Annotated in this window: 11 protein-coding genes; 9 read left to right on the top strand and 2 right to left on the bottom strand. The window is 66.7% G+C overall.

What is annotated here, in order from left to right; genetic code table 11:
• The first annotated feature begins 142 nt into the window (after nt 1-142).
• The 7 genes from ACFQZV_RS13205 (at nt 143) to ACFQZV_RS13175 (ending at nt 10298) form a co-directional block, all read left to right on the top strand.
• Complete coding sequence (locus ACFQZV_RS13205) at nt 143-2149, top strand: amino acid permease (protein WP_378752388.1); 2007 nt, start codon at nt 143-145, stop codon at nt 2147-2149.
• On the top strand, nt 2146-3660 hold the full coding sequence (locus ACFQZV_RS13200; protein ID WP_378752390.1) for an APC family permease: 1515 nt from the start codon (nt 2146-2148) through the stop codon (nt 3658-3660). The genes ACFQZV_RS13205 and ACFQZV_RS13200 overlap by 4 nt, the downstream gene beginning before the upstream one ends.
• Nucleotides 3661-3729: 69 nt before the next feature.
• The gene (locus ACFQZV_RS13195; RefSeq protein ID WP_378752392.1) at nt 3730-5088 is read left to right on the top strand and encodes a C45 family autoproteolytic acyltransferase/hydolase; all 1359 of its coding nucleotides are present in this window, start codon (nt 3730-3732) and stop codon (nt 5086-5088) included.
• Nucleotides 5089-5093: 5 nt separating this feature from the next.
• Complete coding sequence (locus ACFQZV_RS13190) at nt 5094-6476, top strand: C45 family autoproteolytic acyltransferase/hydolase (RefSeq protein WP_378752394.1); 1383 nt, start codon at nt 5094-5096, stop codon at nt 6474-6476.
• A 2-nt stretch (nt 6477-6478) separates the two neighbouring features.
• Nucleotides 6479-7876 (top strand): C45 family autoproteolytic acyltransferase/hydolase, encoded by a 1398-nt coding sequence (locus ACFQZV_RS13185; RefSeq protein WP_378752396.1) that lies wholly within the window; start codon nt 6479-6481, stop codon nt 7874-7876.
• A 23-nt stretch (nt 7877-7899) separates the two neighbouring features.
• Nucleotides 7900-9264: a glutamate decarboxylase gene (locus ACFQZV_RS13180; protein ID WP_378752398.1), complete on the top strand. Its 1365-nt coding sequence runs from the start codon at nt 7900-7902 to the stop codon at nt 9262-9264.
• A gap of 68 nt (nt 9265-9332) precedes the next feature.
• Complete coding sequence (locus tag ACFQZV_RS13175) at nt 9333-10298, top strand: hypothetical protein (protein WP_378752401.1); 966 nt, start codon at nt 9333-9335, stop codon at nt 10296-10298.
• Here the strand turns inward: ACFQZV_RS13175 and ACFQZV_RS13170 are convergent.
• Nucleotides 10244-11587 (bottom strand): hypothetical protein, encoded by a 1344-nt coding sequence (locus tag ACFQZV_RS13170; RefSeq protein WP_378752403.1) that lies wholly within the window; start codon nt 11585-11587, stop codon nt 10244-10246. The genes ACFQZV_RS13175 and ACFQZV_RS13170 overlap by 55 nt on opposite strands.
• Nucleotides 11584-12921 carry a hypothetical protein gene (locus tag ACFQZV_RS13165; protein WP_378752405.1) on the bottom strand — a complete coding sequence of 446 codons (1338 nt, stop codon included), beginning with the start codon at nt 12919-12921 and terminating at the stop codon, nt 11584-11586. The genes ACFQZV_RS13170 and ACFQZV_RS13165 overlap by 4 nt, the downstream gene beginning before the upstream one ends.
• Before the next feature lie 121 nt (nt 12922-13042).
• Between ACFQZV_RS13165 and ACFQZV_RS13160 the strand changes: the two genes are divergently transcribed.
• Complete coding sequence (locus ACFQZV_RS13160) at nt 13043-14251, top strand: hypothetical protein (RefSeq protein WP_378752407.1); 1209 nt, start codon at nt 13043-13045, stop codon at nt 14249-14251.
• Nucleotides 14248-16224 carry an FUSC family protein gene (locus tag ACFQZV_RS13155; RefSeq protein WP_378752409.1) on the top strand — a complete coding sequence of 659 codons (1977 nt, stop codon included), beginning with the start codon at nt 14248-14250 and terminating at the stop codon, nt 16222-16224. The genes ACFQZV_RS13160 and ACFQZV_RS13155 overlap by 4 nt, the downstream gene beginning before the upstream one ends.
• Nucleotides 16225-16488: the final 264 nt, after the last annotated feature.

The raw sequence follows: 16488 nt of genomic DNA, 5'->3' as shown, positions 1-16488 counted from the left end.
CGGGGCGTGGTCCGATCCGTGCCATGTTGCGCCTGATCGGTCAGGGAGGGCTGCTCTCAGGGACTTCCCAGCATTACTCTCGTCGCAACCGGACACGTCCGGCCTTTCATGCAGGATTCACCACGCCCCCCAGGAGCCCCTCATGAGCACGCAGGCACCCGTAGGCGCACCCACTCAGCCCACTCCGCATCACACGGATCCGCGTCACCACCCCGGTGCGGCGAAGGCGATCGCGTCGAACAAGGGCACCCTGACGATTTTCGGCTTCGCGATGCTCAACATCGCTGCCGTGGCCGGCATCGCGGGCGCACCGCAACAGGCCGAGTACGGGCTCGCATCGGTGACGTACTACATCATCGCGGCGGTGCTGTTCCTCGCGCCCATCTCACTCATCGCGGCCGAGCTCGCGACAGGGTGGCCCGAGCGCGGCGGCATCTTCCGTTGGGTGGGTGAGGCGTTCGGCAAGCGCTGGGGATTCGTCGCGATTTTCCTGCTGTTCCTCGAGCTCACGCTGTTGCAACCCGGAGGCCTCGCCAGCGGCGCCGTCGTGCTGGGATTCCTCTGGCCGGACTACACCTCGGCGCTGTCCTGGGCTGAGCACACGCCGCTCGTTGCGGTGTTGCTGTACATCCTCGTGTACTTCTGGCTCGCAACGTTCCTCGCCTCGCGTGGTGTGAAGGTCTTCGCCGCGATCGCGAAGTGGGGCGTCGTCTTCGGCATGTTCGTGCCGCTGGGCATCATGTTCGTCCTCGCGATCGTGTGGCTCGCGCAGGGCAACACCCCGGCGATCGAACTCGAGTGGTCGGGCCTGATTCCGGAGTGGTCCGGATTCTCCACTCTCGCGCTCGCGGCGGGCATCTTCCTCGCGTACGCCGGCATGGAGATGAACGCCGCGCACGTGAAGGAACTCAAGAACCCCGGTCGTCAGTACCCGCTCGCGATCCTCATCGGTGGCCTCGGCACAGTCGTGCTGTTCGTCGTCTCTGCGGTCATCGTCGCCATCGTCGTGCCGCAGAAGGACATCAACGTCATCTACAGCCTGTACACGGTCTTCCAGGATCTCGGGGCGTCGATCGGGATGCCGTGGCTGTTCACCGTCGTGGCGTGGCTCACGATCATCGCCGGGATCACGGGCGTGGTGACATGGCTCGCGGGCCCCTCATCGATGCTCGTCGCCGCCGGTCGCGGCGGATTCCTGCCGGTGTACTTCCAGCACCTCAACTCGAAGGGCATGCCGTCGCGCATCATGTACGGCCAGGCGATCGTCGTGACGGTCGTCTCTTTCATCGTCGCGCTGTTCCCCAGCATCCAGGCCTTCTTCGTCATGATGAGCGCGACCGTGAACATGCTCTACCTCACGGTGTACCTGCTCATGTTCGCCGCGTTCATCCGCCTGCGCTACACCCAGCCGAACCGGCCGCGCACCTACCGGGTTCCCGGCGGTAACGCCGGAGCGTGGATCATCGGCGGCGTCGGATTCTTGATGTCCGCGTTCGGATACGTCCTCGCCGTGCTTCCCCCGACGCAGATCGACGTGGGGAGCCCGCTGGTCTACAGCGGCACGATCGCCGCGCTGCTGGTCATCTGCTACCTCCTGTCGTTCTGGATCTACTCGCGCCGCAAGCCCAAGTGGGTCGACCCCTCCAACGACACCGCCCCGTTCACCTGGGAGATCGAAGGTCAGGACAAGCCGACGCACTCGCCGTCAGCCGTGCCGACAGCCGTCATCTCGGACGGTCAAGCGGGAATGGGGCTGCCGATCCGCCGCCAGATCCCGCCGACAGCGACCCTCGCCGAGGCCCAGGCCATCCAGCCGTCCGCCCCCGTGCACGAGGCGCCCACCCCGGCAGCGGAACCCATGGCCGCTACCGAGAGTCCTGCGACGACTGCACCGACCGCAGCAGCACCCGCGACGACAGCCGCTCCGTCGGCGTCCGCGACGGACAGCGAGCCGACGGATCCCGCACCGACTACGCGCGCGGAAGCCGCGGCGCAGGCCGCCGCGAAGGCAGCCGAGGCGGATGCAGCCGCGGCGCAGGCCGAGGCCGCCGCAGCGAAGGCCGAGAGTGAGCTCGCTCAGGAAGCCGCGGCTGAGGCGGAAGGTGAGACGAAGCCCGCGACCGACGACGGAAAGGCTGACAAGGCATGACCACCGCGAAGACCGCGGCTACGCCCACCAAGAAGATCGGCCTGATCGCCGCACTCGCCTTCGCCGTCGGCACGATGATCGGTGGCGGCGTCTTCGCCCTGTCGGGAACGGTCGTCGACGACGCCGGTTCGGGCGCCATCGTCGGCTACATCCTGTCGGGCATCGTGATGCTGTTCTCGGCGCTGTGTTTCGCGGCGGTTGCCGCGCGGGCCGAGCCGGGGCAGACCGGCTATGCACCGATCGCGACCTACCTCAGCCCCGTGTGGCGCTTCATCGCGATGTGGGCCTTCTACATCATGGGCGTCGCGGCGATCGCCTTCGTGCTGGTGTCGTTCGGCAGCTACCTGATGTACTTCTTCCCCGCCGACATGAAGTCGACGGCGTTGTGGTGGGCACTGGGTGCGGCCGTTCTGCTCGTGCTCCTCAACTTCGGGCCCGCCGACATCGTGGGCAAGGCCGAGACCTGGATGGTCGGGTTCAAGGTTCTCGTCCTGCTCATCATGATCGTGTTCGGTTTGCTGGCGTTCTCGCCCGAGCGTCTCGTTGAGGCGCAGGGAACGATGGCGGCCCCCGGATCGATGCTCTACGCGGCCGCGATCCTCTTCACGGCCTACACCGGGTTCAATGTCGTGACGAACATGGCCAGCGAGATCAAGAACCCGCAGAAGACGGTCCCGTTGGCTGTCATGCTGTCGCTCGGCATCGTCGCGATCGTGTACATCCTCGTCGCCGTCGCCCTCGTGATGAGCGACGTCAAAGACTTCGGGAGCGCGGGCCTCGCCAGCGCTGCGGAGGCACTCGGCGAACCGTTCGGCATCGGGGCGTTCCTCGGCATCCTCGTCGCGATCGCTGCGTGCGTCTCGACGCTCTCGGGTGCCAACGCGAACGTGCTCGCCTCAGCCGATCTCTTCGTCGCCATGGCGGCCAACCGCGACATCCCGGCCTTCCTCGGCAAGCTCACGAGCAAGGGCCGTCCGGTCGTCAGCGTCGGGATCACGGGCGTCATCACGGTGATCCTCATGGTGTCGGGCGCGTTCGAGACGATCGTCGTGCTCAGCAATGTCGCCACCGTGGCGGCCATGGTCATCGTGGCGCTCACGGCGTTCCAGATGGCTCGCAAGAAGTGGCCGGGCGCAGGGATGAAGTTGCCGCTCGGTGTCACGATCCCGGTGCTCGCGATCCTCGGCGCGCTGTCGAACCTGTTCCAGTACCAGTGGTGGCAGAACGTCCTCGGCGTGGTGCTGGTCGCCGCCGGACTGATCTTCTACGTCTTCAAGCACCGTTCGCGTGACAAGGACGTGAAGCTCATCAAGGCCCACATCGCCGCCGGCAACACCCCGTTGCGGCGTGCGCTCACCGGTGCTCACGCGCGCACCATCACGATGGCAGACGTCGAGGCAGCAGAGAAGGCTGCCGCGACGGCGACCGCGGCCGCGGGGCGCGCGGAGGATGCAGCGAAGGCGGCGGATGCCGCTGCCCGGGCGGCGGAAGAGACGGACAAGGAGTCCTGACGCCGCAACGGTGCGCGCGCAGCGCGTCCTCAGACTGACACACCCTCCATCCACGAACAGGAGATCACGATGGCACTGACCGCCGAACAGGAGGCCTGGATCGCCCAGGCCAGCCGCGAAGACATCGCGGGTTGGATCTACGTCCGCATCTCCGGCGCGCCGTTCGCGCGCGGGTTCCAGTACGGCTACCTCATCGCCGACCAGTGGGCCCCCATGCTGCGCGTCTACAAGTACATGACGTACCAGGACTTCGGCATGGAGTACGACTTCTTCGTCGAGCATGCCGTCGCGATGCACAAGGACAAGCTCGGTGACGAGCTCACGCGCGAGATGGAAGGCATCGCCGCAGGCCTGACGGCCGCCGGGCAACCTGCCACGATCGACGACATCATCGGAATCAACGCGTGGATGGAGATCACCGACTACTGGTGGCCCGCCAACCACGAGAAGTTCGCCAAGCAGGGCCCCCAGCAGGCACGCGGCACCCACTGTTCGGCATTCGTCGCCACCGGCTCGTACACCGCCGACGGCAAGATCGTGTTGGGCCACACGAGTTGGACCGACTTCTGGCAGGGAGCGTTCGAGAACGTCGTTCTGGACATCACACCGGAGAGCGGTCACCGCATCGTGATGCAGACCGGTCCGGGCTGGATCGCGAGCATGTCGGACTACTACGTCATGGATTCGGGCCTGATCGTCACCGAAACCACCATCGCCGGGTTCAACGGTTACGACGAAGAGAAGGTCCCCGAGTACGTCCGCGCCCGCAACGCGTGCCAGTACGCCTCGACCATCGATGAGTGGATCACGACGGTCCGCAAGGACGACAACGGCGGATACGCCAACACCTGGCTCATCGGCGACATCAAGAGCAACGAGATCGCCCGCTACGAGGAGGGGCTGATCTATACCGACACCCAGACCACGACGGACGGGTACTTCTACGGCAACAACGTGCCGTTCTATCCGCCGTTGCAGCACCTCGAGTGCCGTCCGATCGGGTTCAACGACATCCGTTCGGCATCCGGCGCGCGCCGCGTCCGCTGGGAGCAGCTGCTCAACCAGCACAAGGGTGAGATCGACGTCGAAGTCGGCAAGACGATGATCGCCGACACGTACGACCCCTACCTGGGCTACAACAACCCGAACAGTCGCACGATCTGCTCGCACATCGACGCCGAGCCATCGCTGAACGGTGAGGGCGTGCCGCCCTACCAGCCGTTCGGGTCAGTCGATGGCAAGGTCGCCAGCGCCGCGGACGTCGCGAAGGTGAGCTTCTGGGGTCGCATGGGTCGCGCCGACGGCGTCGCGTTCGACGCCGACGAGCACTTCCGCCAGCACCCGCAGTGGGCATGGCAGAAGGGGTACGTCGCCTCGCGTCCGAGCCAGCCCTACGTCTACTTCGACAACGGCACGACGAAGGAGTGACGGAAGTGTCTCTGACCGCAGAGCAGGAGAAGTGGATCGCCACATCCTCTCGTGAAGAGGTCAACGGCTGGATCTACCTGCGCGTCGGCGGCGAGCCGTTCGCGCGGGGATTCCAGCACGGCTTCCACATCGCGGATGAGTGGAACGAGGCGCGCCGGGTGTACTCGGCGATGACGTTCCAGGAGTACGGCCTCACGTACGAGTTCTTCCAGGAGAACGCGGTACGCCTGCACAAGTCGAAACTCGGCGACGAAATCACCGCCGAGATGGAGGGCATCGCCGCCGGTCTCACCGCCGCGGGCGTGCCGGCCACACTCGACGACGTCATCGGGTGGAACGCGTGGATGGAGATCACCGGGTACTGGTACCCGACCGTCGCCGATCAGTACGCGAAGGCCGGCCCCAAGCAACCGCGCCACAGCCATTGCTCGGCGTTCATCGCCACCGGATCGGCCACCACAGACGGCAAGATCGTCGTCGGTCACACCTCGTTCGACGAGTTCTGGGCGGGCGCGTTCTTCAACGTCATCCTCGATCTGACGCCGAGCGACGGACACCGCATGGTGATGCAGTCGATCCCCGGCTACGTGGGCAGTTTCACCGACTTCTGGATCAGCTCTGCCGGGCTCGTCGTCACCGAGACGACGATCGGCGCGTTCCGCGGCTATGACGAGACCCGCGTGCCCGAGTACGTGCGTTCGCGGAAGGCGACGCAGTACGCGACGTCGATCGACGAGTGGGTGGCGATGCTCAACCAGGACAACAACGGGGGGTACGCCAATTCGTGGCTCGTGGGTGACATCAACACCGGTGAGATCGCGCGCTATGACGAGGGGTTGGTGTATCAGAACCTGGAGCGGACGACCGACGGATCGTTCTACGGCGACAACGCCCCCGCCGACCCCCGGATCATGCATCTGGAAAGCGGCGGATACGGATACAACGACATCCGGTGGCCCACCGGCGCACGCCGGGTGCGGTGGGTGCAGCTGCTCGACGGATACCACGGTGAGATCGACGCGCAACGCGGACAGGCGTTTCTCGGCGACACCTTCGACCCGTACCTCGGTTACAACAACCCCTCGATGCGAACGATCTGCTCGCACTACGACGCGGATCCGCTCTATCACTTCGCCGGACACGACGAGCCGTATGTGCCGTTCGGTTCGGTCGACGGCAAGCTCGCGACGGCGGACGACATCGCGAAGATGAGTATGTGGGGCCGATTCGGGCGTGCCGATGGCATCGCGTTCGACGCCCACGAACACCTGCGTCAGCATCCGCAGTTCAACTGGCAGGCCGGCTACCTGCACTCGCGGCCCTCGCAGCCGTGGACCTACTTCGACAACGGCGCGACAGTGACCGAGCGCCCCGATCCCCAGGAGTGAGTATGGGCGAGACGAACGCTTCCGCGCTGACCGACGAACAGCGCGGGTGGGTGGATGCGGCATCCCGCGAAGAGGTCAACGGCTGGATCTACCTGCGTATCGGCGGCGAGCCGTTCGCGCGTGGGTTCCAGCACGGTTACCACGTCGCCGATGAGTTCGCGGAGGCGCTCGCCGCCTATCGGTTCATGACCTATGAGCAGTTCGGTGTGACGTTCGACTTCTTCACCGAGGCCGCGGTTCGAATGCACAAGGACAAGATCGGTGAGGAGTTGACCGCCGAACTCGAGGGCATCGCGGCGGGACTCACCGCCGCCGGCGTGAGCGTCGGACTCGACGACCTCATCGGCTGGAACGCTTGGATGGAGCTCACCGACTACTGGTGGCCGACCGTCGCCGATCAGTACGCGAAGGATCAGAACCAGGGGCCGCGCGGATCACACTGCTCGGGTTTCGTCGCGACCGGTTCTGCCACTGCGGACGGACGGATCGTCATCGGCCACGAGTCGTTCGACGAGTTCTGGGCCGGGCAGTATTTCAACGTGATGATGGACATCACCCCGGTCGAGGGCCACCGCCTCGTGATGCAGACCGTGCCGGGGTACCTCGGCAGCATGACCGATTACTGGATCACGTCCGCCGGTCTCGCCGTTACCGAGACGACCATCGCGAACTTCCGCGGCTACGCGCCCGACAAGACGCCTGAGTACGTGCGCGCGCGCCGCGCATGTCAGTACGCGACGTCGATCGACGAATGGGTCGGCCTCATGCACGAGGGTGAGAACGGCGGCTATGCGAACACGTGGTTGCTCGGCGATACCAAGACGAACGAGATCGCCCGCTACGAAGAAGGCCTGATCTACCAGAAGCTCGATAAGCTCACCGACGGCGCCTTCTTCGGGTGCAACGCGGCATTCGACCCGCGGATCCGCAACCTCGAGGCCGTCGACACCGGGTTCAACGATCCGCGTCAACAGACCGGTGCGCGCCGGCAGCGGTGGATGCAATTGCTCGACATCTACGACGGGCGCATCGATGTCGAGATCGGCAAGCGCATGCTCGCCGACACCTACGACCCGTACCTGGGGTACGACAACCCATCCTCGCGCGGCATCTGCTCACACTACGACGTCGACCCCATGCACTACGCGAGCGACCCGACTGCCGTGTGGAACGTGCCGTTCATGCCGGCTGGCTCTGTCGACGGAAAGGTCGCCGCGGCATCCGACGTCGAAGCGATGAACATGTGGGGTCGTGTCGGGCGTGCCGACGGAGTCGCGTTCGACGCCGAGGAGTTCGTGCGGCAGCACCCGCTGTGGGCGTGGCAGGCGCCGTACCTCAAATCGCGGCCTTCGCAGCCGTGGACCTATTTCGACCAGGGCGATACGCTCACGCAGGACTGAGCGCCACACACGCAGGAGAGAGTATGACCGACAGCGAACTCACCCCCATCTTCGATCGCTCCACGCGCCACACCGCGGCATCGCGGTACCGCATGGGCGCGGAGGAACTCCTCCCCGAGACCGCCTACCAGATCGTCCACGACGAAGCGCAACTCGACGGCAACGCCCGCCTGAACCTCGCCACGTTCGTCTCGACGTGGATGGACGAGTACGCCGACAAGCTCTACGCCGAGTCGTTCGACAAGAACATGATCGACAAGGACGAGTATCCGTCGACCGCCGAGGTCGAGGACCGTTGTTGGCGAATCCTGGCGGATCTGTGGCGCGCGCCCGATGTGCAGGACGCGCTCGGAACGTCGACGACGGGATCGAGTGAAGCGTGCATGCTCGGAGGCCTTGCACTCAAGCGGCTGTGGCAGCACAAGCGCAAGGCGGAGGGGAAGGATGCCTCCAAGCCCAACCTCGTCATGTCCAGCGCCGTGCAGGTGTGCTGGGAGAAGTTCTGCAACTACTGGGACGTCGAGATGCGCCTCGTGCCCATCTCGGAGGAGCACAAGGTCCTCGACGGGCACGACCTCGAGAAGTACGTCGACGAGAACACCATCGGCGTCGTCGCGATCCTCGGCGTCACCTATACCGGGATGTATGAGCCGGTGAAAGAGATCGCCGCGGCGCTGGATGCGATCCAGGAGAAGACCGGGCTCGACGTCCCGATCCACGTCGACGGCGCCTCGGGCGCCATGATCGCTCCCTTCCTGCAACCGGATCTCGAATGGGACTTCCGTCTCGAACGTGTGCACTCGATTTCGACGTCGGGTCACAAGTACGGCGGCGTCTACCCCGGTGTGGGCTGGGTCGTGTGGCGCGACAAGAAGTGGTTGCCCGAGGACCTGATCTTCTGGGTCAGCTATCTCGGCGGCGACATGCCGACGTTCGCCCTGAACTTCTCTCGCCCCGGTGCGCAGATCCTCTTGCAGTACTACCTGTTCCTGCGTCTCGGCATCGCCGGCTACACGGCGATGCAGCAGGCGAGCCAGGATGTCGCGGTCTACCTCTCGAAGGGAATCAGAGAGCTCGGACCGTTCGAACTGTGGAACGACGGCACCGACATCCCGGTCTTCGCGTGGTATCTGAAGGACGAGAAGTCGGCGAAGTGGACGCTGTACGACCTCGCCGATCGTCTGCGGATGAAGGGGTGGATCGTGCCCGCCTATCCCATGCCTGCCGACCTGGCGCACCTCACCGTGCAGCGCATCGTCGTGCGCAACGGGCTGAGCATGGACCTGGCCGAGAAGCTTCTCGCCGACATCGCCGACTCGGTGAACTACCTCGAGCAACTCGAGGCACCGATGCCCGCCGAGGGTCACAAGCCCGGCTTCACGCACTGAGCCCGGACGACCCCGTGGTGCGGGCGGAGGAGGGCGGCGGATCCCGCGATCGGCGGCATCGCCGCCCGGTGGAGGGTGTCGAACACGAACTCGAAGCCCAACAAGAGGCGATCCGCCGCGCGGGCAAGCGCGCCGCGCGACAGAGCGCAGACGCCCTGCACCTCGGTGCCGTCGCGATCGAGAACGTGGGGGCGGTCGCGCAGACGGCCATCACCGGTCCGACGCTCACCGACGAACCACCGCCCCCTCCGCCGGTGCGGTACGTGCGCCGACTACGACGATCGTCGTGGGCGTTCGGCCTCGGCGCGCTGCTGTTCGTCGTCGGTGCGGTGATGTCGTTGCTCGGCGGCTTCAGTGCCGTGCATATCAACATCACGTACGTCATCGGCGCGGTGGTCTTCACGGCCGGGGCGTTCATCCAACTCGATCTGTCGGGGAGGCATCCGCCCACCCACGCGACGAACTTGGCCGACCGTGCCGACTGGTGGTCGGCAGCCGTGCAGCTCTTCGGCACGTTGTTCTTCAACGTGAGCACCGCGTTGGCGCTCGGTGTGGCACTCGGGGGTGTGCCGGGGTCGGAGAACGGATGGCGGCCGGATGCCCTCGGATCCCTGGCGTTCCTCCTCTCCAGCGCGCTCGCCGCCGTCGCCACGACGCAGCGCACCCACCTGTGGGACCCGCTGGCCCGCACTTGGCGGTCGATGTGGCTCAACGCGCTCGGCTCCGTCGCCTTCGCCGTCTCGGCCGCGCTCGCGTTCCCGGCGTCCTTCCTCGGATCGCACGCGTTCCACGAACCGTTCGCCTCTACCGCCTCAGCCATAGGCACGGCGATCGGCGGTGCCGCGTTCTTCTTCTCCGCGATCCTGTCGCGACGCACCATCCGCATCGGTGAGTATCGCGTCGACGTGCATGACCCCGGTCGCGCGGGCGAGCGTGAAGCCGCTGCCGAGGCAGCCGCCGAAGCTACGGTGGGTCGGGGTCAGTCCGCGGAGGCAGGGGTGCGTGAGAAGGGCAGCGGCGAGGTCAAGCCGTAAATGTGCAGAGCCCCCGGCCCGCCCGCGAACACCGATCCGAGGTCGTCGAGCGCGGTCACGGGATGAACCGTCGCGATGTCGGCGTCGAGCGTCTCATAGCTCGCCGACCTCGAGGCGAGATCCCTGGGATCACCGCCCTGCGCGGCACTGGTGACACGCGCGAGCTGCGTGTGGCCGCTGTAATGCGCACTGACTTCGCTCACGACATCGGTGTAGATCGATGTCACGCCATTGGGTGATCCAGCAGTCGGCGTGCCGGTCGGATGGTCGCCCGCGATCGCGTACTCGCCGTCGCAGTTGAACGCCCATCCACCGACGCCGGCGGCGATGCCGTCGCGGGTGAGTTGCATTCCGCACGAGGGGAGCAGGTGCAGGTGGAGGCCGTCTGGCTTTACCGGCCACGCCGGTGACGCGATGCTGCGCCGCAGCCGGTTGTCGGCATGGTCGAGGCAGATCTCGACTCCGATGTCGGCGTGGTCGTCGACGCCGTAGACATGGCGGAAGATCGCGTACGGGTCCCGTGGGTCGCGTTTGTCGTCTCCGCCTGTGAGGTCGAGGATCGGGTAGGCCGTCATCTGCTCGGTGATGACGTCCCGACGTCCGGTGACGTCGTACAGCAAGAAGTCCTCATTCGAGTCGTAGTACTTCTCGGTGGTGAGGAGGGTCGCCTGGAGGGTCGCGCGCACGCCGTCGACGGGAACGCGGCTGAGGACGATCGAACGGTTGCGCACTTCGACGTTGGGGTAGCTGTGACACTGCACGACGAAGCCGCGCAGCATGTCGTAGACGAGCGACGTGATCGCGCCCGAGGCCTTTCGGTACTGCTCGGTGAGGGCCCGCACGGTGTCGTTGCGCACATCGATGCTGGGCTCTGCCCACAGGGCGTGGCGGTCGGCGACCTGCGTCGAGATGACGGTTCCGCACACGAGCAGCCAATCGGCGAAGTCTTCGGCGGGGAACGCGGCATCCACGGCCTCGAGGATGACCTCGGCGGGGTCCCTTTCGTCAGGCTGAAAGACGTACGGGCCCTGCGTGCCGTGCCAGAAGAACTCGGGGGCGACGAAGACGTTCAAGACGCTTCCCGGCTCCTCGTCGGAAGGCAGGAGCGCCTTCGCCGTCGTCACGGCATGCGAGAGCACCGCGACGCGCTTGGCGACGTCGGTGTGCAGGTCGTCGTCGCCGAGGTAGGTGCCGACCATCATGTTGCCGACGTTGCCGACGGCGAACTCGGTCTGATGGTCGGTGGGGATCGGGTAGCCGATGAAGCGGATGCGGTCGTACGCGGTCATCGTGACTCCTTCGGCAGGGGCAGCGGGTTGGTGAGCCCGTAGATGTGGAGCTCCCCGGGGCCGCCCGCGTACAGAGCCCCGTGCTCGGGCAGCTCAGGAACGGGAACGACGGTCACGAGGTCGGCGGGCAGGGGGCTGAGGACGGCGTTGGACGACGAAGGTGCTCGCCAGTCGCCGCCGACGGCGGGGGCGATGATTTTCGCCAGCTGCGAGTGGGCCTGATATCGACCGTCGGAGGCCGCGGTGTGGTTGGCGTATACGCACTCGGATCGGCTCACGACGCCGGCTCCGGTGGTGGCGTCGCCGACTGTGTACTGTCCGTCGACGTTGAAGGCGTACCCGCCCGCCCGGGCGGCGATGCTCGGGAGGTCGAGGTTCATGCCGCAGGAGGGGATGAGGTGCAGATCGATGCCGTCGCCGGCCTCGGGCCACGGGTTGTGATCGATGTTGCGCCGCATGCGGTTGTCGGAGTGGTCGAGACAGATCTCGACGGCGATATCGGTGTGGTCGCCATCGCCGTCGGTGCGTCGAAGGATGGCGTACTGGTCGGTCGCCGAGTGCTTCATGTCCCCGGCGGACAGATCGATGTGCGGATAGGTGGTCATCTGCTCGGTGACGACGTCTTGGCGTTCGGTGACGTCCCAGAGGAGGAAGTCTTCCGCCGAGTCGAAGTATTTCTCTGTGGTCGCCGTGTGGGTCCCGAGTTTCGCCACCGGTGAGTCAAGAGCGGTCCCGCTGACGATGAGTGCCCGGTTGCGAATCTCGACGATCGGGTACGCGTGGCACCACTGAATGAAGTCGTCGAGCATCGCGAGGGTCTGGAAGGCGATGTTGCCGTACGCCTGGAGGTAGGCTTCGCCGAGATCGCGCACGATCTTGTTGCGCACCTTCGTCGAGTTGCGATCGAAGATCTCTTTGGTATCGGCAACCTGCGACGTGATCATGGACCCGAAGACGAACACCCAATTCGGGTACTCGTCGGCGGGCACGGCCGCGGCCAGCTGCGCGAGTGCGTCGTCGGCGGGGTCTGCGGCATCCGGAGTGAACAGATACGGGCCCTGCGGGCTGTGCCAGGCGAACTCGGGAGCCACGAAGACGTTCAGCACGCCTTCTTCGTCGGCCGGGAGCTGCGCGCGCGCGGTGCGGACGGCATTGGCCATGACGGCGACCCGGCCGCTGACGTCGGCGTGGGCGTCGGCGTCGGCGCGATACGTCCCTGCGAGGGAGCCGGAACCGTTCGGATCGCCGATGTCGACCATGGTGCTCGGCGCGGTCGGAAGGGCGTACCCGATGAACCGAACGGACGTGCAACGGGGGGCGGCCGGAGGCGTCATGGCGCTCATCCTATTGACGAGCGCGGGTGGCGAGAGAGGGATCAGGCGGGCGAAGCGGTGAGCTGGCACAGATTCGCCCCCGAACGGGAGGACACCGCGCGGGTCTCCTATGCTGTGCGCCATGGACACCGTCTGGATCGTCGTCGGCGCCGCGATCATTCTCGTGACCATGGTCGACACGTTCCTGTCGGTGCTCAACTACAACGAGCGCGGTCTCGTGGTGAACCGTGTCGCCCGCTGGACGTGGGTGACCTTGCGCGTGGGAACGCGACGCCTGTCTGCGGGGACGCACCAGACCGCACTGCGGCGCTCCACCGGGCTGATCACCGTCGCCATGATCTTCACGTGGCTGCTGGGCGTGCTCCTCGGGTTCGCTCTGGTGTATTTCGGGGCGATGGGGGCCGGTGCGATCAAGGTCGACCCCGGCGCGCCGCAGGGGTTCTGGGCGGCGCTGTACATGAGCATCGGCCAGTTCTCGACCGTCGGCGTCGAGAACATCTCGTCGGTGCATCCCCTCATCGACTACCTGACGGTGATCCAGGCGCTCAGTTCGGTGGTGCTGCTGTCGATGATCGTGGCGTTTCTGTTGAACGTCTTCAGCGGGATCCAAGCATTGCGGTCATTGTGTGCCGACTTCGCGCGCCCGGCGGAGGGGGACGGCGCCGTTCTCGCGCCGCTGTACCCGTACTTTCCGGGAGGCGCCGCCATCGATGTCGAGCGGTACCTGACGACCACCGTGAGTGATATGAACGCCTACGGCGACGTGCTGCGCCAGACCCGCACGACCTACTACTTCCAGAGCGGTGACGAGCAATTCTCGGCGCCGTACGCACTCATCTCGGTGAGCACGATGGTCGGCGCCTTGCGGTGGGGTTTCCCGGTGGGGTCGACGCCGGTGTCTCGTCTTCCGGGACTCTTCCGCCTCGAGGAGTCGCTCTCGGCGGCGCGGCGGTGGATCAGCGACGAGATGTTGCACCTCCCCGACGCGGCCGCGCCGCCGCCGCTGTCCGAAGCCGCGTTCGCCGCGCAGTGGAAACGGTGCCGGGAACAGGAGTATCCGGACGGCGTCGACCCGTACGTCGCCGGGTTCGACAGCCTGTGCCGCGCGGCGGCGCGGTTGACGTCACCATCCCGCTCGGATGAGGCGGTCGCCGACGCAGACGTCGCCGAGGCATATGCGCGTTACGTCGAGTGGTTGCCGTTCGGGTGGGTGTCGGAGAGGTTCAATGTCGCGGTCAGCCGCGACCTCGACTTCCGCCCGCGCGACCGGGCCTACACGTCGCGCCCCTTCGATCCGCGAGGCGTCGCGCAGGCGCTGCCGCCCGCATGACGTCAGCGATTTCCGGCACCTCGTCGGCGGACGCGTGGCGACCGTCGCTGTGGCTGCGGTCGCTCGCGGGGACGAACCGCGTCGGCTGGCCGGTCGGCAGGTCGATCCGTGCCGGGCTCGCCGTCGGACTGCCGTTGTTGATCGGTGTGCTCGCCGGCTCACCGGGAGTCGGCATGTGGGTCAGCATGGGCACACTGCTGCTGGCGGTCGGCGAGAAGTCCAATCCCTACCCGGTGCGCTTCCGCCAGGTGCTTGTGAGTGCGCCCGTCGCTGCGACCGGCTACCTTCTCGGCTGGCTGTCGTCGGCGCCGCCCGTGGTCACGGTTGCAGTGATGACCCTTGTCGCCTTGGCGGCCGGCATCGTGAGCGGATACTCGAACGTGTTGTCGGTGGCGACGATGCAGATGATGCTCACGGCAGCGATCGCCATCGGGGTGTCCGCAGCGCAGCCGTACTGGCCCGTCGCGCTGTGGTTCCTCGTCGGGGCGGCGCTGTACAGCGCGCTTCTCGCTGTCGAAGCGGTGGTCGTCCGGCGGCGCCCCCAGCGGGACGCGTTGGTCGCGACGTTGCGGGCGCTCGGATCGCTCGCCGCCGAGCGCGGTGCCGGAAAGGAGGCGTCTGCGCAAGCCAAGCAGCGCGCCCGTGCCGCACTCAGCGCGTACGACCAGCTGTCGATCACCCTGCGCGCCAACGCGCAGGGGCCGACGAGTGACTATGCGAGGGCGGGGGTCATTTCCCGCGCCGTCGACCAGCTCATGGCGCGGCTTTTCGCCCACGATGCCGACGCGGCGCTGTGTGCGGCGACAGCAGACCGGTTGACGGTGTGCGCCGACGCGCTGGCGGCGGGGCACCGTCCGCCTCCGGCGCAGGCGGCGCCGGGCACGCTGGTGCGCCTGGCGATGCTCGAGGCGGCGGTGTGGGATCCACTGCCCGCGGCGCGTGGCATTCCGCGCGCCGATCGCCTCAAGGTCGGTGCACCGAGTCCGTCGCTGTGGGCGTCGGCCGGACGACTCGCGCTGTGCACCGGCCTGGCCTATATCGCGTATTTCGTCGTGCCCCTGCCGCATCCGTATTGGGTCGCGCTGACCGTCGCGCTCGTGATGAAGCCCGACCTCGGATCGGTCTTTGCTCGAGGAGTGCTGCGGAGCGTCGGGACCGTCGCCGGCGCGGTGGTGGCTGTGGGGCTGGGGCTGTTGATCGCCGAACCCGTCGTGCTCAGTGTGGTCGTGATGGCGATCGCCGCGTGCCTGCCGTGGGCTGCGGCGCGCTCTTATGCGACGCAGGCATTCGTGATGACACCCCTGATCATGGTGCTGTTGACGCTCGTCGAACCGGATGCGCATGTCGTCGAGCTCTCGGTCGCACGTGTCGTGACGACGATGCTCGGTGCGGTGATCGTGATCGTCGCCGGGTATCTCGTCTGGCCCGGTGCACGTCACGCGCACATCGCCGCGACGGTCGAGCAGGCGGTCGTCCTCTTGGCTCGCTACGCCCGCGACACCGCGGGCGGCTCAGACGACGACGCGATCGCGGCCGACCGTCGGGAGACCTATCGCACTCTCTCGGATGCGAAGGTCGGTGCGCAGCGTCGGCTCTCGGAACCACCCCCCGCAGGGCGCGAGGCGCTGGCATGGATTCCGGTGATCACGACGGCGGAGCGGGTCGCCGATCGGATCACGGATGCATCGGCCTCACGACCGCCCGTCGACGTGTCGGGAGACGTTCCGACGCTTCATCGCATCGCCGATGAACTCGCCGCGCTCGCCCGCGGTGACGCCTCACCGGACGACGATGCTGTGCGCGATCCTCGGGTGTCTCGTGCCGCTTCGGATGCCGCAGACGAGGTCGTGCGTGAACTCGCGGACGAGGTCGCCGCGCTCGCTGCCATGCTGCGTGCACCCCACGGTTCGTGGACCCGCGGGAAACCGGCGGTGGGAGCGGAACCACGAGAACGCGACGCCGCAGAAGGCTGATCGGCACAGATGGGGTGGCACGGGGGTCGACGACGGCATAGAGTGGCCCCGACCCGACTTCTGGGGCGTCGGATCGAAGCGTTTACCGCGTCCGTGGGTCATGCCCCTCGGTCGCGCACCCCCCCCCAAGAGCGACCGGGGGGCTTTGATGCGCGTCCACCCGTTACTTTCTTCGTAGCCGTCCGGCGAGCATGCTGGGCGGTGACAGCCTGCCGGGCTCAGCATGATTGGTCCCCCTGTCCTCGATGATCCGGGGGGGTGCCC

The sequence above is a fragment of the Microbacterium koreense genome, from assembly GCF_042677105.1.
In the GTDB taxonomy this organism is placed as follows: Bacteria; Actinomycetota; Actinomycetes; order Actinomycetales; family Microbacteriaceae; genus Microbacterium; species Microbacterium koreense.
The sequence above is the reverse complement of the archived record's forward strand: the minus strand, read 5'-3'. Positions and strand labels throughout refer to the sequence as shown.